Source organism: Affinundibacterium seohonense, assembly GCF_014284305.1.
GTDB lineage: Bacteria > Pseudomonadota > Gammaproteobacteria > Burkholderiales > Burkholderiaceae_D > Undibacterium > Undibacterium seohonense.
This window is the reverse complement of record NZ_JACOFW010000018.1, coordinates 1-17909: the sequence shown is the minus strand read 5'-3', so window position 1 is coordinate 17909 and position 17909 is coordinate 1. Positions and strand designations below refer to the sequence as shown.

19 protein-coding genes are annotated in these 17909 nt (G+C 45.3%); 5 read left to right on the top strand and 14 right to left on the bottom strand.

Annotated elements, in window-relative coordinates:
- Positions 1–181: 181 nt before the first annotated feature.
- Both rnhA and H8K52_RS14620 read right to left on the bottom strand, forming a co-directional pair.
- On the bottom strand, positions 182–616 hold the full coding sequence (gene rnhA / locus H8K52_RS14625; RefSeq protein WP_186923656.1) for a ribonuclease HI: 435 nt from the start codon (positions 614–616) through the stop codon (positions 182–184).
- Complete coding sequence (locus tag H8K52_RS14620) at positions 609–1331, bottom strand: class I SAM-dependent methyltransferase (RefSeq protein WP_186923732.1); 723 nt, start codon at positions 1329–1331, stop codon at positions 609–611. Before H8K52_RS14620 ends, rnhA begins: the two co-directional genes overlap by 8 nt.
- 89 nt (positions 1332–1420) lie before the next feature.
- Here H8K52_RS14620 and gloB point away from each other — a divergent pair, with 89 nt between their 5' ends.
- The 4 genes from gloB (at position 1421) to H8K52_RS14600 (ending at position 4638) form a co-directional block, all read left to right on the top strand.
- A complete protein-coding gene (gene gloB, locus H8K52_RS14615; protein WP_186923655.1) occupies positions 1421–2221 on the top strand; it encodes a hydroxyacylglutathione hydrolase in 801 nt (266 codons plus the stop codon).
- 73 nt (positions 2222–2294) lie between these two features.
- Positions 2295–3449: an elongation factor P maturation arginine rhamnosyltransferase EarP gene (earP, locus tag H8K52_RS14610; RefSeq protein WP_186923654.1), complete on the top strand. Its 1155-nt coding sequence runs from the start codon at positions 2295–2297 to the stop codon at positions 3447–3449.
- A 146-nt stretch (positions 3450–3595) separates the two neighbouring features.
- Positions 3596–4171: an elongation factor P gene (locus H8K52_RS14605; RefSeq protein WP_186923653.1), complete on the top strand. Its 576-nt coding sequence runs from the start codon at positions 3596–3598 to the stop codon at positions 4169–4171.
- A 194-nt stretch (positions 4172–4365) separates the two neighbouring features.
- Positions 4366–4638, top strand: coding sequence for a hypothetical protein (locus tag H8K52_RS14600; protein ID WP_186923652.1), 273 nt, complete (start codon positions 4366–4368; stop codon positions 4636–4638).
- Positions 4639–4707: 69 nt separating this feature from the next.
- On the opposite strand, the gene H8K52_RS14595 is transcribed toward H8K52_RS14600, so the two are convergent.
- The 6 genes from H8K52_RS14595 to rpsP form a co-directional block, all read right to left on the bottom strand.
- Positions 4708–5661, bottom strand: a complete 954-nt coding sequence (locus H8K52_RS14595) for a CobD/CbiB family protein (RefSeq protein WP_186923651.1) — start codon at positions 5659–5661, stop codon at positions 4708–4710.
- A 91-nt stretch (positions 5662–5752) separates the two neighbouring features.
- Complete coding sequence (locus H8K52_RS14590) at positions 5753–6433, bottom strand: CoA pyrophosphatase (protein WP_186923731.1); 681 nt, start codon at positions 6431–6433, stop codon at positions 5753–5755.
- A gap of 88 nt (positions 6434–6521) precedes the next feature.
- Complete coding sequence (rplS, locus tag H8K52_RS14585; RefSeq protein WP_186923650.1) at positions 6522–6896, bottom strand: 50S ribosomal protein L19; 375 nt, start codon at positions 6894–6896, stop codon at positions 6522–6524.
- A gap of 188 nt (positions 6897–7084) precedes the next feature.
- Positions 7085–7840 carry a tRNA (guanosine(37)-N1)-methyltransferase TrmD gene (gene trmD, locus H8K52_RS14580; protein WP_186923649.1) on the bottom strand — a complete coding sequence of 252 codons (756 nt, stop codon included), beginning with the start codon at positions 7838–7840 and terminating at the stop codon, positions 7085–7087.
- A gap of 49 nt (positions 7841–7889) precedes the next feature.
- Positions 7890–8489 (bottom strand): ribosome maturation factor RimM, encoded by a 600-nt coding sequence (gene rimM, locus H8K52_RS14575; protein WP_222613795.1) that lies wholly within the window; start codon positions 8487–8489, stop codon positions 7890–7892.
- Entirely contained in the window at positions 8490–8741 is a 252-nt protein-coding gene (gene rpsP, locus H8K52_RS14570) for a 30S ribosomal protein S16 (RefSeq protein ID WP_186890295.1), read from the bottom strand.
- Between the two features lie 253 nt (positions 8742–8994).
- On the opposite strand from rpsP, the gene H8K52_RS14565 reads away from it, so the two are divergent.
- Positions 8995–9414, top strand: a complete 420-nt coding sequence (locus H8K52_RS14565; protein WP_186923648.1) for an NINE protein — start codon at positions 8995–8997, stop codon at positions 9412–9414.
- A gap of 84 nt (positions 9415–9498) precedes the next feature.
- On the opposite strand, the gene H8K52_RS14560 is transcribed toward H8K52_RS14565, so the two are convergent.
- From H8K52_RS14560 to H8K52_RS14535, 6 genes are all read right to left on the bottom strand, one after another.
- Positions 9499–11289 (bottom strand): acyl-CoA dehydrogenase, encoded by a 1791-nt coding sequence (locus H8K52_RS14560; RefSeq protein WP_186923647.1) that lies wholly within the window; start codon positions 11287–11289, stop codon positions 9499–9501.
- Positions 11290–11426: 137 nt separating this feature from the next.
- Positions 11427–12356 (bottom strand): electron transfer flavoprotein subunit alpha/FixB family protein, encoded by a 930-nt coding sequence (locus H8K52_RS14555; RefSeq protein WP_186923646.1) that lies wholly within the window; start codon positions 12354–12356, stop codon positions 11427–11429.
- Positions 12357–12446: 90 nt separating this feature from the next.
- On the bottom strand, positions 12447–13199 hold the full coding sequence (locus H8K52_RS14550; protein ID WP_186923645.1) for an electron transfer flavoprotein subunit beta/FixA family protein: 753 nt from the start codon (positions 13197–13199) through the stop codon (positions 12447–12449).
- 336 nt (positions 13200–13535) lie between these two features.
- Positions 13536–13763: a sulfurtransferase TusA family protein gene (locus tag H8K52_RS14545; RefSeq protein ID WP_186890300.1), complete on the bottom strand. Its 228-nt coding sequence runs from the start codon at positions 13761–13763 to the stop codon at positions 13536–13538.
- A gap of 263 nt (positions 13764–14026) precedes the next feature.
- Complete coding sequence (gene alaS / locus H8K52_RS14540) at positions 14027–16639, bottom strand: alanine--tRNA ligase (protein WP_186923644.1); 2613 nt, start codon at positions 16637–16639, stop codon at positions 14027–14029.
- Positions 16640–16796: 157 nt separating this feature from the next.
- Entirely contained in the window at positions 16797–17543 is a 747-nt protein-coding gene (locus H8K52_RS14535) for a substrate-binding periplasmic protein (protein WP_186923643.1), read from the bottom strand.
- Positions 17544–17909: the final 366 nt, after the last annotated feature.

The following is a 17909-nucleotide window of genomic DNA, read 5'->3' as shown; positions in this document are numbered from 1 at the left end:
AATCCCCTGAATCAACAAACAAGCCTGCTGGTACGTTTGTTCGACATTGATAAATCTGTCTCTAGAGATACATCCGCATATGACATGCTGTTTCCTTATTGTCTCGCGTTTGTTAAATTTCAGAAAAAGATAATCACTAATCAAAACAAAAGTGCGCGGAGTACGGACTTTTTTACACCCGTCAAATCACGGTCTCAACACCACGATTTGCCAACTGATCTGCTCGTTCATTTCCTACATCGCCGGCATGTCCGCGAACCCAGATCCATTCTATCTTGTGCATATTGCGCGCTAGATCCAATTGCTGCCACAAATCGACATTTTTTACGGGGGATTTCGAAGCAGTTTTCCAGCCTTTTGCTTTCCACCCGTCAATCCATTCTGTGATCCCCTTTAAAACATACTGACTATCAGTATGCATCGCAATTTCACAGGGGCGTTTCAGTGCGCCTAAGGCCTGAATAACTGCCATTAATTCCATGCGGTTATTTGTCGTTTCAGCTTCTCCGCCGAATAACTCTTTCTCCCGATGTCCCGCAATCAGTAGTGCCCCCCAGCCACCTTTACCAGGATTTCCTTTACAGGCACCATCAGTGTAAATCTTAATTTTATCCATGTTCTTTCATCTTATTTGCTACGGGAACGGCACTCGTTCGCCTTACTCTTTTTTGGGTTAGGGCCGGCCCAACTAAATGCATTCCTCTCACCCTTTTAACAGCTTCAATCATGTAAACCGCACCAAAGCGCGGCCACCATCGCTGTCCCAAATTTTCCATCAAGCTAGAATTTTCTAGCCACTGCGTATTATCCACAGGCAGAGCATAACAACCAAAATACGTTTCACTCACTTCCATACTCAGCAATTTCAACCAATCCTTCAACCGATGCGCACTAATAAATTCACCTTCCTCGGGCAAAAATGGTCTGCGTGCCAATTTCCCCACCATTTGCCGCGCGCCCCACAAACTACGTCGATTTAAACCACTGATGATAACCCGACCTTCAGGAATTAAAATCCTATCGACTTCGCGCAAAATCTGATGCGGTTCTTTAGCAAACTCAAGCACGTGCGGCAAGATAACCAAATCGATGCTCTGGGAATCGAAAGGTAATTCAGCAAAATCATGCACTAATACCACTTGTTGACGCAGCATTGCATTCATCTGCGGCACTTGCTGCGCGGTCTGCCATTGATGTGGCATGCGGCTGGCCGTCAAAGCAGGCAATTGTGGCAAACCAATTTGCAAAGCGTGGAAACCAAAGATATCCGCCGTCAACAAATCAAACTGTGCTTGCTCCCATGCGCAGATATAACTACCGGCTGGCTGCATCAGCCAATCACCTAAGTCTATAATGGCAGCTTGCGTAGAATTTGATGCGTTCACTTCATTCACTTCTCTAAAATCAGGACAAGCCCACTATGATTAACCAGGTCACTAAGCAAACTCTCAGTATATTGACTGTGCCAGCCTTTGACGACAACTATCTATGGCTGATTCACAATGGCAGCGATGCCATCGTCGTTGATCCTGGCGATGCCACAGTCATTTTACAGGCTCTTGAGCAACACGGCTTGCGTCTGACCGCGATCTTATTGACCCACCACCACAGTGATCATATAGGCGGTGTTGCGGAACTGCTCACGCACTACCCAATTCCTGTATATGGGCCGGCACATGATGGCATTGAGGCGGTGACCATCCCGCTGGATGATGGCGACAACATACGCATTGATAACCTAAACTTAGGCTTCTCTGTTATCGCCGTACCTGGCCACACGTTTGGACATATTGCCTATTATTCAGAAACAATGGCTGCGGTCTTTTGTGGTGATACGCTTTTTGCAGGCGGGTGCGGACGCCTATTTGAAGGCACGCCAGCGCAAATGCTCGACTCACTCGATCGCTTAGCAGCTTTACCTGAAACTACAGCCGTTTACTGCGCCCATGAATATACGCTATCCAATTTGAAATTTGCACTCGAAGTCGAACCTGAAAACACGGCACTGCAAGAACGTGTATTGCGTGAGCAAGAAAAACGATCCAGCAATATCCCTACTGTACCCACGACTGTAGGATTAGAGGTTCAAACTAATCCTTTCTTGCGTACAAGAGTCTCCGCAGTGATAGAACGATTGGTGAGCACAAATAAGGTCGCAGCCGGACAAGACGAAGCAGCAAACTTTGGGGCTTTGCGCGAATGGAAGAATAATTTCCGTTAATCATATCAGTCTATTTTTCCTCTTATTTGCCGACTGAATTGACAGTCGGTTTTTCAATCGGCTTTTCTCCTCTATGAGTCATCTACACAAACCAACGAGCCTCGCACTTTTTTGTAAAGTTGTTGATAATTTCGGCGATATTGGCATTTGCTGGCGCCTTGCGCGACAACTCGAACAAGAACATCAGATAGCAGTCACCTTATGGGTCGATGATTTAATCAGCTTCAAGAAACTCTGTCCTGAATTAGACACCAACGCTGGGCAACAATACATCCAGAATATTGCCATTCGCCACTGGCGCAACCAAGATAATCAATTTGCGGCTAGCGACATAGCGAATATCGTTATTGAATTTTTTGGCTGTGATATTCCACCTGCCTACATTGCTAGTATGGCGCTATGCCAACCGCCTCCGGTTTGGATCAATCTTGAAGGTTTGAGCGCAGAAGAATGGGTTGAAGGTTGCCACACCTTACCCTCCTCACATCCTCAGTACTCCCTGACGAAATATTTTTTCTTTCCTGGATTTACGCAAAAAACAGGTGGACTTTTGCTCGAAAAAAATTTAATTCACGAATACGAACAATTTAATCAAGCAACACAAAATCGAAGTGCGTTCTTAGGCAGTTTAGGCGTAAGTGTGGAGGAGTCAGAAGCACTCACTATTTCGCTATTCTGCTATCCCCATGCACCCGTCGAACAGCTATTTCATGTGTGGGAAAATGGTACAGAAGCGATTAGTTGCTTGGTACCTGTTGGCGTAGCAAAAAAAGCCGTAGAAAATTTTTTGCAAAAGGAAGCGACGCCGGGTACACAAGTGAAACGAGGTAATTTAAATGTACGTGTCATTCCATTCGTGCCGCAACAGGACTACGACAAATTACTATGGAGCTGCGATCTAAATTTTGTCAGGGGTGAGGATTCTTTTGTACGTGCACAATGGGCACAAAAAGAATTCATCTGGCACATTTACCCTCAAGATGAAAACTTGCATCATAAAAAATTGCGTGCATTTTTGGGGCGTCATACCGCGTCAAGCAGAGCCAACCAAGCGTTCTCTCTTGCGTGGAACGATGCATCAGGTGCACCAGATTGGCTTAACTTATGGAAAGACTTGCGTCATGAATTGCCAGAGACACACATCCAAAGCATTCTCTGGCAGCGCCAAATGCAAGATATAGGCGACATGACATCGAATTTATTACGCTTCATCAACGGGAAACGATAAAAGCCCCAGAAAAATAGGTTAAAATGTGCGGTTAATTTTTAATGTATTTTTCGATTCAATCAATGCTGAGCTTGCAGGGCAATATTTTTAATATTCCAGTAGGCAACAGATGATTTTTAAGCAACCTACTTTTTATATCAATTACTATGAAACCTGCAAAAGAAATTCGCGTCGGCAACATTATTATGGTCGACAGCAAGCCAATGATCGTTCTGCGCTCTGACGTTAACGGTTCCAGCCGCACTGGCTTCACTTACAAGTGGAAAATGAAAAACTTGTTAACAAACAGCCCATTGGAAAACGTATTCCGTGGCGACGACAAGTTTGACGTAGTTGTATTGGATAAAAAGCCAGTAACTTACTCTTACTTCGCAGATCCTTTATATGTATTCATGGACACAGAATACAACCAATACGAAATCGAAGAAGAGAACTTGGGCGATGCCTTGTATTACCTCAAAGACGGCATGGAATGCGAAGCCGTTTTCTATGATGGCAAAGCAATCTCTGTAGAATTGCCAACAACAATCGCTCGCTTGGTGATCTACTCTGAGCCGGCTGTTAAGGGCAATACTTCCGGTAACGTTTTGAAAGAAGCGAAAATCGAGAATGCAATTGAAGCACATTGCCATACTGTGCAAGTTCCATTATTCGTTAGCCAAGATGACGTTATCGAAATCGATACACGCACAAATGAATATAAGCGCGTAGTTCGTAACTAATTGCACTAAGTTTCATAAAGAACGCTGTTTAACCGAACAGCGTTTTTTTTCGTCCAAAACATAACTTGCACTAAGTTTAACGATAGCTTTGCGAGAGCAGCAGGTATTTAAAATCCGTCTTGAAGAATTCGGCAATCTCACCTATTCTTGATTACAGTCATCAACTAAGAAATCCATTTTCAACAGGAAATATCATGGCAACAGCTCCCATCACCTCGACAGCCGCTAGAGACCAAGTCTTCGCAAACAGAAACGAAGAATTAAAATCATTTGCCCCAAAAAACAAAGTCAGTGACACGGAAACCGTCAAAGCAAAAGATGATGTCAATAGAACAGTAGAAACCAAAGCGGCGCGCGATGCACAAGAATCCAAGCAAGCAGCAAAACCTGTGCAAGAAGCTAAACCGGCTCCTGTAGTCAATACACGCGGTGAAGTCACTGGCGGAACAATCAACACCAGTGCATAAATCAAGTATCTAAAATACAAAAAAAACCCACTCAAGTAAGGAGTGGGTTTTTTATAGAATTCAAGACATTTACAGCCAGACTGCGAACGACAACAACAAGAGCAATAGCATCCATAGCAATAAAGCACGCCAGACTAGACCGACCGCACTTTGCAAAGCACGCGGACTCGCTTCCACTCCTGGCTGACTTTCAAGCTCCAAACTATCTACATCAACAGCACTAGAATCGGCATTCAAAACCACTAATGCTTTAGTTTCAGGCTCACCTAAACGCACACCGATCGCGCCACCACCTGCAGATAAAATAATTCCAAGCAATTCATCAGTCCAGCGACTCGCATAATTTCGCCAAGAATAAATGGCATCTTCAAAATTACCGACGACCGCAAATGCGATTGCCGTCAAATGTGCTGGCACCCAGTCAATCCAGTAAAACACTTTTTTCGCGAATTGCCCAAACTCTTCATTCTGCATATGCTCTGGCTCACACCATTCACGCGATAAGAATTCCGACATACGATACATCACCGCACAAGCTGGGCCGACTGGCATCAAAAACCAGAAAAACACTCCGAATACGTTACGATGCGAAGCAATCAAAGAACGCTCAACAGCACCTCGGGCAACGTCGGTCGCATCCATAGCCGAACAATCTTTATTCGTCCAATCTGACAAATATTTGCGAGCAGCATCGTCGTCACCAGAATTTAATGCAACTTGTATCGAGGTAAAGTAATGGCTGTAGCGACGAAAGCCCAAAGTCAAATAAACGATGATGACATTCCATATAAAGGCCGCAAACGGATTCAATCGCAAACACAACCAATATACCAATGCAGTCGGCAGTGTTAGTGCACCAACCACGACAAACCAACCAGTACGTCCATGATGTGCCTTACCAGCATTACACCAGGCTTCTACTTTGGCGGCGAATTGTTGAACTTGGGTATATACAGGATTATCCACTCTCAGTGGCTTGAGTTGCTCAATCAAGAGCGCGAAGAGTATGGAGAGAAATGTCATATTGGGTCTTCAAACTTCCCGGTTGAGGGCTGACTTAGAAAAGAACACCAGTGTAAACTGATTTGCGCTGTTTATGAAGTAGATCAAGCCCTCATTCAGGCAGATCAACACGTAAAAAATGGAATAAGTTACGCAGCATGCCTGCGGTAGCTCCCCATATAAAATAATCCTGGTAAGGCATCGCGTAAAAGCTGCGCGATCCACTCCCATCTGGAAAATCAATCTGGCGACGCTGGTGATTACGCGGATCCATCAGAAAACTCAAAGGTACCTCAAAAATTGATGCGACTTCAAAAGGATCAGAAATAAACTCGTAAGGCGGATGCACCAGCGCCACCACCGGCGTCACCGAAAATCCGGTACCTGTATAGTATTGCGGCAAACGCCCCAACACTTCGACCTGACTCTCAGCCAAGCCGATCTCCTCTTGCGCCTCACGCAAAGCTGTGTGCTCCGCAGAAGTATCTGTCGCATCAACCCGACCACCAGGAAAGCTGATCTGACCGCCATGGTGATGCAAATGTGCCGCCCTTTGCGTCAGCAAGACTTGCAACCCATGCTCGCGCGCGATGATAGGCATGAGCACCGACGCAGGCCTGAATTCACCGCCTTTAAATAAACTTGATTCTTCAGTATTTTCAGGCGACCAGAGAATATCTTGAAGAAAACGATGCCGCAAAAAATCCAAGGAGATACTAGTCAATGGCAAAGCCGGCTCATCGGCGTAGGAATGAATCGCTAACGACTGTGGATCAAAGCTAGTGGTCACGATAATTTCAAATATTCAAGGTGAATAAAAACAAAAAAGGGATGCCACTGGCACCCCTTCTTTAAGACTCACAAAACAGACATTGCTATGATTAAACAGCAGCTGCTTTGCGGTTTGGTAATTTCTCTTTAATACGAGCAGATTTACCTGAACGTTCACGCAAGTAGTACAACTTAGCGCGACGTACATCACCACGACGTTTCACTTCGATAGAAGCGATCAATGGTGAGTACAATTGGAATGTACGCTCAACGCCTTCACCGGAGGAAATTTTACGAACGATGAAGTTCGAATTCAAGCCACGGTTACGACGGGAAATAACAACGCCTTCGTACGCCTGTGCACGCTTACGTGTGCCTTCAACGACATTAACGTTAACAACGACTGTATCACCAGGCGCGAACGCAGGGATATTCTTACCTAAGCGAGCAATTTCTTCTTGCTCTAATGTTTGGATCAAATCCATTTTTATCACTCCAAATACCATCTTGCTGACGCCTATAAAACTTTGCTCAGTAGAGGATGGGGTTAAACATGTGAGCTCATTGCTACTTTGAGTTCACTCTAAACACATGCAAAAATTTTGCATGTTCTATTCGTACAAAAGTAACGAATTCTTTACTAAGGCCTAAGCGACAAAATCGAAGAAATCGATCAGATCGGATTCAGCGATTTTAAAAATTGTTCATCCGCTTTAGTTAGCAAACCCGACTTGCGTGCTTGCTCAATTAATTCTGGGCGTTTCTGCCAACTCACCAACAAGGATTGCTGACGTCGCCATTTTGCGATCTCTGCGTGATTGCCACCCATCAAGACCGTCGGCACAGATTGATCTTCAAAAACTTCTGGTCTGGTGAAATGCGGACAATCCAGCAAACCATTCACGAAACTATCTTCGACTGCCGATGCTTCATCATGCAAGACGCCAGGCAATTGACGAATCACTGCATCCATCAAAGCCATAGCCGGCAACTCACCACCGGATAACACAAAATCACCGAGGCTGATTTCTTCATCGACTTCTCGATCAAGCAATCGCTGATCAACTGCTTCGTAACGACCACACAACAAAACCAAACCATCTTGCTTTGCCCACTCCATCACACGGGTGTGATTCATAGGTTTGCCTTGTGGCGAGAGATACAGCACTTTAGGCTTTGCAAATCCTAGATCTTGCTGTCGCGCTTTCGCTGCATGCAAGGCCAGCTGTAAAGGTTTGCCCATCATCACCATACCAGGACCACCGCCATAAGGCCTGTCGTCCACAGTGCGATGCTTATCTGTCGTGAAATCACGTGGATTCCAAAACTGCAATGCGCATTTTTTTTGCTCAAATGCCCGTCGCGTCACACCAGATTCAGTAATCGCAGCAAACATTTCTGGGAACAGCGTAATGACGTCAAATTGCATCCATCACGCTCCACAATGCAAACAACCACGATTCTTTACAAACTGGGACTTAATAATCACTGCCCCAGTCAACCACGATCTTTTTCGCTTCACGATCGACTTCTTTAACGAAATGATCGACAAAAGGAATTAAGCGTTCATGCTTCATCAATTCTGTTTCAGGCACATCGCTAGCCGCGACCCGCAAAATTGACTGCGCACCGTTGTCCATCATAGCGCGGACAACGCCAAGGTCTTCACCTTGTAGATTCTGTACTGCTAAGCCGATTAAGTCGACCCAGTAAAACTCGTCTTGTTCAAGCGCAGGAAAGGCCTGACGCGAGACTTTGACTACAGTGCCCTTTAAGGCTTCTGCCGCCGTGCGATCTGGTACTTCATCCAATCTCGCGACCACATCTTCGCCATGTATCTTAGAGCTTAGACGCTTCACTTCACGCAGATTCGGAGCAACACCAGCTTGCGCTGCACTTTCCAACCAGAACAGGGGCGCTTCCAACAAGGCATCCGCGGTAGTCGAATAAGGACGAATTTTCACCCACCCTTGAAGACCAAATGCCCCTGAGACATAGCCAACTATAACTAAATCATCAGGAGCAGATTGATTTGCAGATACTTGCACTGCCTGCCCTACTTCAGTTAAAGCAGACAATTAAGCTGCTTTTTTTGCTACTTGAGCAACCAAACGAGCAACAGCTGGTGACAATTGTGCACCTACGCCTTGCCAGTAAGCCAAACGATCTGCAGCAACGCGAACTTCTTCAGCATTGCCAGTTGCTACTGGATTGTAAAAACCGATACGTTCGATGAAACGACCATCACGACGATTGCGTGAATCAGCTGCAACGATATTGTAGAAAGGGCGCTTTTTTGCACCACCACGAGCTAAACGAATAACGACCATAATATTTCCAAAAAATTGTCAAAGGACGGAAAAAGCCGCAAATTATAGCCTGCAAAGCAGTAACTTCGCAAGGACTATTCAATGGTGGCTTTGTAAAACCAAGCATTTTACCTGATTTTTACTGACTGTTTATAGCTTCGAACAAAGAATTTTCAATGCCAGCGCATTTCCAGCGCCGACAAGAATGAGTTACGACGTATGACGGCAAATCCGATAAAATCACAATTTACCTAAAGGCATTAAAAATTTCATTATGACAACAAACTCACATAAGAATAAGACTCTCGCCGTTCTAATTTGCTTGCTTTTTGGCAGCCTTGGTGGACACCGTTTTTATCTATACGGCAAACGCGACAATTTCGCGTGGTTGCACTTCATCAGCCTACCGCTATCTTTTATGCTTTCAAAGCTGTACTTCAATTTGAATTTTTTTGTAACTTTTGCGCCTTGGATGCTGTCGTTTTTAATCAGCATATTAATGTGCTTGGTACTAGGTCTCAAATCAGATGAACATTGGGATGCCCAATTTAATGCGAACTCGGGAAAACAGAGTTCCTCGTCTTGGCCATTAGCAATCATGCTAGTTTTCAGTGTTGGCCTTGGCGCGATCTCGTTATTGTTCGTGATGGCTCGCGGATTTGATTTGCTTTACACAGGTGGCGCGTACGGCTAAACAAAAGACTATCGTTAAAAATGAAAATGGCGCGAAGTCAAAAACTTCGCGCCATTTTCTTAAATGCAATATTAAAGCTAAATCTTAAAATTGCTCTTCCGCCAAAGCCATGACACCAGCACTGCCATCCACAATCGAGGTACGCAATCCCTGGGCAGCACTCAAAACGTGATCAGCAAAGAAACGCGCGGTCGCGACTTTCGCTTGATTGAAACTAGCATCGCCCTCACCTGATTGCAATTTCGCCTGCGCGATCAGCGCTGCACGCGCCATTTGCCAGCCACCCAACACCACACCGGATAACTTCAAATACGGCACGCTACCAGAGAATACGGCTTTGATATCAGCCTTGAAGTTTGCAACAACAAAGTCAACCACCTCTTCCATCGCCTGCGCACCGATTGCCAATTGCACCGCAATCGCCTTCAAATTCGCATCGCCAGTCGCGAGCAATTCCGCTTCTGTCGCGCGCACTTGCGCGATGAAATGTTTCGCGACAGCGCCAGCATCACGATAGGTTTTACGTCCCACCAGATCATTTGCCTGAATCGCTGTAGTACCTTCATAGATCGTCAAAATTTGCGCATCACGATAATACTGAGCCGCACCAGTTTCTTCGATAAAACCCATACCGCCATGCACTTGCACGCCAGTTGAAGTGACGTCTAAAGACAACTCAGTAGACCAGCCTTTAACGATCGGTACTAAAAATTCATACGCTGCCTGATTTTGTTTGCGCACTTCTGCATCTGCGTGATGATGCGCCTTATCGCTCATCGCAGCAGCCACATACGCCAAAGCACGTGAACCTTCAATCTGCGCGCGCATAGACATCAACATGCGACGCACGTCAGGATGATGAATAATGCTTACCGGACCTGGTGAGCCAGCCAGATCACGAGACTGCAAGCGATCTTTCGCATACTGAACCGCTTTTTGATACGCGCGTTCAGCAACAGCTACACCTTGCATACCAACACCAAATCGTGCGGCGTTCATCATAATGAACATGTATTCCAAACCACGGTTTTCTTCGCCGACCAAAGTACCAATCGCGCCACCGTTATCACCGAATTGCAATACACAAGTTGGACTCGCTTTGATACCGAGTTTATGCTCAATCGACACGCAATGTGCATCATTGCGAGCACCTAGACTACCATCGGCATTCACAAGGAATTTAGGCACGATAAACAGGGAAATACCCTTTACACCTTCTGGTGCATCAGGCGTGCGCGCCAACACCAGATGCACGATATTTTCCGCCATATCATGCTCACCATAAGTGATGAAAATCTTAGTGCCAAACACTTTGTATGTACCATCATCTTGCGGCACAGCGCGAGTACGCACCATCGCCAAATCCGAACCAGCCTGTGGCTCAGTCAAATTCATCGTACCTGTCCACTTACCTGACACCAAATTCTCAAGGTAAGTCGCTTTGTCAGCATCGCTACCTGCGGTCAACAAGGCTTCGATCGCGCCATCGCTCAATAATGGGCACAATGCAAAAGACAAATTCGCTGCGTGCAGCATTTCGATACAAGGCGTTGCCACTAATTTTGGCAGGCCTTGACCACCGAATTCTGTTGGGTGTTGCACACCCTGCCAGCCTGCTTCGGCGAACATCTTGAAGGCTTCTTTAAAGCCTTTGGTGGTGAAGACTTGGCCGTCTTTCCAATAACTTGGCTCTTGATCGCCAGCCCAGTTCAAAGGCGCAATCACTTCACTCGTGAAGCGTGCGTTTTCTTCGAGCACTGCTTCTACGGTTTCAGGCGTAGCATCTTCGCAGCCTGGCAATCCATTTACTTCAGTCAGGCCAGCCAATTCGTTCATGACGAATAGCATATCTTTGATCGGCGCTACATAACTCATACAGTCTCCCAATGTCTCAATTCATTCTTGTGCTCAGATAACCAAAGGGCGCAGAGAATTCTGATGATTTCTCTACGCCCTCTACGATCGATGATTCTCGTTAGTCGAAAATCACAACATCTAATTGTAGCTAGCGCTTAGCCTAACTCTGTCACCAACTGTGGCACGATTTCAAACAAATCACCAACGATACCGTAATCTGCTACAGAGAAAATCGGCGCTTCTGGATCTTTATTGATCGCTACGATGGTTTTGGAATCTTTCATACCAGCCAAATGTTGGATCGCGCCGGAGATACCTACCGCGATGTACAAAGTTGGCGCAACGATCTTACCTGTTTGACCGACTTGCCAATCGTTTGGAACATAACCTGCATCCACCGCAGCACGAGATGCACCCATCGCCGCACCGAGTTTGTCTGCCAATGGTTCCAATACTTTGAATGCTTCCGCAGAGCCCATACCACGGCCACCGGAAACGATGACCTTCGCTGCTGTCAATTCTGGGCGATCAGATTTCGCTACTTCGCGAGAAACGAATGCAGACTTGCCGCTATCAGCGACCGCAGAAACAGATTCGACTGCTGCAGAACCACCAGTTGCAGCTGCATCAAAACCCGTTGTACGAACGGTGATGACTTTAATGGAGTCGGTTGATTGTACAGTCGCGATGGCGTTACCAGCGTAGATTGGACGTTCGAATGTATCAGCAGATTCCACTTTGGTGATTTCTGAAATTTGCGCGACGTCGAGTTTGGCTGCAACGCGTGGCAAAATGTTTTTGCCGTATGCGGTTGCTGGTGCCAAGATATGTGTGTAGCCAGAAGCGATCGTCAAGACTTGTTCCGCGACGTTTTCCGCCAAGCCTTCGGCGAAGTAAGCTGCATCTACGTGCAAGACTTTGCTAACGCCAGCGATTTGTGCTGCGGCTTGAGCTACAGCACCAGCATTGTGACCAGCAACCAATAGGTGTACGTCACCACCGCATTTAGCAGCGGCAGTAACAGTGTTCAATGTACTTCCCTTCAAGGAAGTATTATCGTGTTCAGCGATGACGAGTGTAGTCATGATGTTTTCCACTTGTTTCCGCAAATTCAAAAATGAATTTGCTTAAAAATTTGATTGAAATGAATTTCGAAAAAGATCAAAAACGAGAAATTAGCCAATCACTTTGGCTTCGTTTTTCAACTTACTGACCAGAGTCGCGACGTCAGGAACGATAATACCGGCAGAGCGTTTTGCTGGTTCCGCGACTTTCAAAGTCTTAATGCGAGAAGTCACATCCACACCCAAATCAGCTGGCTTGACGTTATCCAAAGTCTTTTTCTTCGCTTTCATGATGTTAGGCAGCGTCACATAACGTGGTTCGTTCAAACGCAAGTCAGTCGTGATGATTGCTGGCAAAGTCAGGCTCAAGGTTTCCAAGCCGCCGTCTACTTCACGTGTGACCATTGCTTTGCCATCCGCGACCACAACCTTAGAAGCGAATGTCGCTTGTGGCCAGCCCAACAAGGCAGCCAACATTTGACCTGTTTGATTGCAATCATCATCAATCGCTTGCTTACCCAAGATGATCAATTGTGGTTGCTCTTTGTCAGCCAAAGCTTTCAATAGTTTCGCAACAGCCAATGGTTGTAACTCTTCGTCAGTTTCAACCAGAATACCGCGATCAGCACCAATTGCCATCGCAGTACGCAAGGTTTCCTGACACTGCAATACGCCACAAGAAACTGCAACCACTTCAGTTACAACTCCTGCTTCTTTAAGGCGGGTTGCTTCTTCTACAGCGATTTCATCAAATGGGTTCATCGACATTTTGACGTTTGCAACATCAACGCCAGAACCATCGGATTTGACGCGGACTTTAACGTTATAGTCAACCACGCGCTTAACTGGTACTAAGACTTTCATAGTTTTGCCTTTACTGTGCGGTACTAAGATAAAAATAAGTAAGATAAAAAACGAATAATAAAACCAAAGAATTCTGTTGCAAGCTTACGCTAAAGTGGAATTAACCGTTTCTAATTGACGTAAACGTAAAGCAGATGATTATAGATGTTAACAGGAAACGAGTCTGTATTTTTAGTACGTTCGTTCTTTTTTATGAAAACCGATGAATTACTCTATGAAATTTCACGATTTTGATAAAAAAAAACCACAAAAATATTTGTGGTTTTTTAAGATCTTGTCATTATGAGCTTATATCAAACTCGATGTTAAACATCTAATTTGCGCGGCTTGCGATATCTATTTGCGCTTCAAAAAATATTCGAATTCATTGCTGACTTCGATATGCGACAAAAGCTCATTGCCAGTTTGCTTAGAAAAAGCTTTGAAATCACGCACAGAACCGGGATCGGTCGCAATCACGCGCAAGACTTCGCCCGTGATCATTTCGGCTAAAGCTTTTTTTGCTTTTAAGATAGGAAGCGGGCAACTTAATCCACGGGCATCCAGTTCTTTATTGAATTGCATGATTTTCCTTGAAGCAAGAAAATGATTTAAAACTCTAAAACCAACAAACAGAATCGACTCGGCCTGCTGAAACATTGTGCAAAGGATTTTACCGTATATTCAAAGATTTTGTGCAACGCAACACGCAAAATCACTTTTTCTTTCGTCGATTAACGGTTCAAAAGAATTTTATACAAGGAAAAATCAACACTTACCATACTGCAACGAAGGAGCTCGCTTTTCTAAGCGCAATCCTTCGTTGATTTTCACTTTTACTCGTTCAATTACAGTTTCGCCGCCAGCCAAGCAGGAACTGCCGCCAATGCCGCTGGCAAGCCTTCTGGATTCGTACCACCCGCTTGGGCCATGTCTGGACGACCGCCACCTTTACCGCCAACTTGTTGCGCCACAAAATTCACCAGATCACCGGCTTTAACTTTGCTTGTGCAGTCCGCACTCACGCCAGCTGTCAAACTCACCTTGCCATCAATCACAGAAGCCAATACAACCACCGCTGTTTTTAACTGATCTTTTAGACGCGTGACTGAATCACGAAGTGCATTCGCATCAGCACCATCCAAGCTCGCAACCAAGACTTTCACACCATTGATCTCTGTCGCTTGTGACAACATCGCGTCCGCTTGATTCGCAGCTAATTTGGATTTCAAGGCAGCAACTTCTTTTTCCAATGACTTCATTTGATCTTGCCATTGATTTAGACGAGCACCGATATCTTCTGGCTGCACTTTCATGGTCGCAGCAACTTGACTGATACGCGCATCCATATCTTGCACCAAACTAAACGCCACTTCGCCAGTCACCGCTTCAACACGACGAATACCAGCAGCAATACCGCCCTCGCCCACAATCTTGAACAAACCAATGTCGCCGGTACGATGAACGTGTACACCACCGCATAATTCACGTGACGTACCGATGTCTAAGACGCGAACTTCATCGCCATACTTTTCACCGAACAAGGCCATTGCGCCATGCTTCACTGCATCGTCGAATGACATCAATTGCGCTTGTGTCGCGACGTTCGCTAAAATTTCACGGTTGACGATGATTTCTACCTGACGAATTTCTTCGGCGGTCATCGGTGCATTGTGACTGAAATCGAAACGCGTTTTTTCCGCATCGACCAAAGAACCTTTTTGCGCAACGTGTGCGCCTAGGACTTCGCGCAATGCTTTGTGCATCAAGTGGGTTGCAGAGTGATTGCGGATCGTGTGTCCACGCAAGACTTTATCGACCTGGGCACTGACAGCATCGCCCACAGCCAAACTACCAGCGCTCAATACGCCGTGATGACCGAATACATCTGCTTGAATTTTCTGTGTATCGGTAACGTCAAAAGCGACGCCATTAGCGGCTTGCAACACACCAGCATCACCGCATTGACCACCTGACTCAGCGTAGAACGGTGTTACATCTAACACCACAATCGCTGCCTGACCTGCTTCAACTTTTTGCACCGCTGCACCATCGACATACAAAGCGATGACTTTACTATCGTAGCTCAACTGCTCGTATCCGACGAATTTCGATTTCTCACCGTTATATTCAATCGCGGTGTTCATTTTGAACTTACCAGCAGCACGCGCCATTTGTTTTTGATTCGCCATCGCTGCATCAAAACCGGCTTCGTCCAAGACCACATTGCGTTCGCGGCAAATATCCGCTGTTAAATCGAGTGGGAAGCCATAGGTATCGTACAAAGTGAAGGCAGTATTGCCATCCAGATTTTTGCTATCTTTGGCCAGCGCTGCTTCGAGAATCTTCATGCCGTGTTCCAGCGTTTCGCCGAATCGTTCTTCTTCTTGCTTCAAGACTTGTGCAACGCGCTCACCTGCCTCAGCCAATTCTGGATAAGCAACGCCCATCTCTTTCACCAGATCAGCGACCAATTTGAAGAAGAATGGTTTGGTTTGTCCGAGTTTATGACCATGACGCAAAGCACGGCGCGTAATACGACGCAATACATAACCGCGACCTTCATTACCTGGGATGATGCCATCGACAATCAGAAAGCCTGCGCAACGAATATGGTCGGCGATGACTTTCAGCGAGTTGTTGTTCAAATCTGCACAGCCAGTTTCGCGCGCTGCTGCTTTGATCAAAGCTTGGAAAGTATCAATTTCGTAGTTGGAGTGCACGTGCTGCAAAACCGCCGCAATACGCTCCAAGCCCATGCCGGTATCAACGCATGGTTTTGGCAATGGGTGCAAGACACCTTGCTCATCTTTATTGAATTGCATGAAGACCAAGTTCCATACTTCAATAAAGCGGTCGCCATTTTCGTCAGGCGAACCTGGAGGACCACCAAAAATTTCAGCGCCGTGATCATAGAAAATTTCACTGCAAGGACCGCAAGGGCCAGTATCTGCCATCTGCCAGAAATTATCTGATGCGTAACGTGCGCCCTTATTGTCGCCGATACGGATGATGCGCTCAGCAGGTACACCGATTTCATCTTTCCAAATATTGTAGGCTTCGTCATCTTCCTGATAGACGGTCACAGTCAGCTTCTCTTTTGGCAAGCCATAAGTGACTGTCAGCAATTCCCAAGCATAGTTAATTGCATCGCGTTTGAAATAATCGCCAAACGAGAAGTTACCCAGCATTTCAAAGAAAGTATGGTGACGTGCTGTGTAGCCGACGTTTTCCAAATCATTATGTTTGCCACCTGCGCGTACGCTACGTTGTGCTGTAGTTGCACGCGTGTAATTGCGCTTATCTTGACCTAAAAACACGTCTTTGAATTGCACCATGCCTGAGTTGGTGAACAACAAAGTTGGGTCATTGCCCGGAATCAGACTGGAAGAACGGACGATGCTATGTCCTTTAGATTCAAAGAATTTGAGGAATTTTTCGCGAATTTCTGACGAGTTCATAGTTTATATAGAGGCAAAGGCCATGCAAAAAGTGAATTTAACCTTTGATTATACGTGAAGAAGTGGGCAATTTCTTTAGCATAACAAAAAACTCACTCAACGCCCGATCTATCTATTGGCAAACAATTTCAAAAAAACTTGAGCAAATTTACATCGCTTAGTAATTGTTTAGCAATTTTAATAAACTACCATCTTTTGATCCGCGTGCAAGAGCAATATCAATTCTATCGATGACATCCTGCAAATTGCGCTTCGAACTTGCGAAATGTATCGAGTCTAAAAAAATGGGATTCAAGGAAACATTAAAACGACGACCATTGAGCTCTGGATCGTTAAAACCATCAACCAATATGCGATGAAATCGGTACTCAATCTCCTCGCGCTTTAATTGAAAACTGAAGGGAACGAAAATCACATCGCTACGTTTTGTAATCAACTTCTTAAGCCGCTCTTGAAAAGGCAAATAATCTTCTTCGACCACAAAAAAATTTTTTCTAGCTCGTTCAAATTCGACGCCATGTGTAACACCAACGCTTGTCGCGACGATCTTTCCTTTTAGATCCATCAATTCGGCGATATTCGCATTTTCTGGTCCATAGGAAATCGCCCATACCGGCAACGTCAAGACAGGCGCAGAAAATCGATAAATTTCCAAGCGCTCGATTGACTTCGATAATCCATAAATAATTCCTCTACCCCGTGCCACCTCTATTTGCGCGCGCTTCCACGGCAATATCACGATCGTAAACTTCAACCCCGATTGGCGTTCAATATTAGCAAAGACATTTTGTAATTCCGAGGTTAACGGAACTTGCCTGCCTTTAGCATCTAAATTTTCCGGGTAGTAGAGATCAACGTGTTTAACTGTCTCAGCCTTCGACACATGAATCGAAGTTGTGAACATAATAATCGTCAAGCAAGTGCACAAAAATCGAAATCGACTAATTAACATAATCAAGAGTTCACAACAATTTAAATCCGGCGAGTATGAACTGTTTTTCTGTTTTATTGAACAACAACATTTCCATGTGACATAAAAAAGCGACAATACACTACACCTTTGATTTGCATCAAAACAAGATAAAAAACACCAATGATGTAGTACAAAAACAGGACCTATAAAAATATTTAATCCCGACTGTTGAGCCTGTGAATAAATTTGTGTAAATGTCCACGGTCTATTAACCTCTCGAGCGAGGAATTACCGATGGACATTTTAATGGATAGAGAAAAACTGAAAGCTTTGGCAAAAGAGCTTGCCAAGGATATC

Bases quoted from the DNA above. Each gene is read 5' to 3' on its own strand.
- rnhA (WP_186923656.1), bottom strand. From the start codon at position 616: ATGGATAAAATTAAGATTTACACTGATGGTGCCTGTAAAGGAAATCCT.
- H8K52_RS14620 (WP_186923732.1), bottom strand. From the start codon at position 1,331: ATGCAGCCAGCCGGTAGTTATATCTGCGCATGGGAGCAAGCACAGTTT.
- gloB (WP_186923655.1), top strand. From the start codon at position 1,421: ATGATTAACCAGGTCACTAAGCAAACTCTCAGTATATTGACTGTGCCA.
- earP (WP_186923654.1), top strand. From the start codon at position 2,295: ATGAGTCATCTACACAAACCAACGAGCCTCGCACTTTTTTGTAAAGTT.
- H8K52_RS14605 (WP_186923653.1), top strand. From the start codon at position 3,596: ATGAAACCTGCAAAAGAAATTCGCGTCGGCAACATTATTATGGTCGAC.
- H8K52_RS14600 (WP_186923652.1), top strand. From the start codon at position 4,366: ATGGCAACAGCTCCCATCACCTCGACAGCCGCTAGAGACCAAGTCTTC.
- H8K52_RS14595 (WP_186923651.1), bottom strand. From the start codon at position 5,661: ATGACATTTCTCTCCATACTCTTCGCGCTCTTGATTGAGCAACTCAAG.
- rplS (WP_186923650.1), bottom strand. From the start codon at position 6,896: ATGGATTTGATCCAAACATTAGAGCAAGAAGAAATTGCTCGCTTAGGT.
- trmD (WP_186923649.1), bottom strand. From the start codon at position 7,840: ATGCAATTTGACGTCATTACGCTGTTCCCAGAAATGTTTGCTGCGATT.
- rpsP (WP_186890295.1), bottom strand. From the start codon at position 8,741: ATGGTCGTTATTCGTTTAGCTCGTGGTGGTGCAAAAAAGCGCCCTTTC.
- H8K52_RS14565 (WP_186923648.1), top strand. From the start codon at position 8,995: ATGACAACAAACTCACATAAGAATAAGACTCTCGCCGTTCTAATTTGC.
- H8K52_RS14560 (WP_186923647.1), bottom strand. From the start codon at position 11,289: ATGAGTTATGTAGCGCCGATCAAAGATATGCTATTCGTCATGAACGAA.
- H8K52_RS14555 (WP_186923646.1), bottom strand. From the start codon at position 12,356: ATGACTACACTCGTCATCGCTGAACACGATAATACTTCCTTGAAGGGA.
- H8K52_RS14550 (WP_186923645.1), bottom strand. From the start codon at position 13,199: ATGAAAGTCTTAGTACCAGTTAAGCGCGTGGTTGACTATAACGTTAAA.
- H8K52_RS14545 (WP_186890300.1), bottom strand. From the start codon at position 13,763: ATGCAATTCAATAAAGAACTGGATGCCCGTGGATTAAGTTGCCCGCTT.
- alaS (WP_186923644.1), bottom strand. From the start codon at position 16,639: ATGAACTCGTCAGAAATTCGCGAAAAATTCCTCAAATTCTTTGAATCT.
- H8K52_RS14535 (WP_186923643.1), bottom strand. From the start codon at position 17,543: ATGTTCACAACTTCGATTCATGTGTCGAAGGCTGAGACAGTTAAACAC.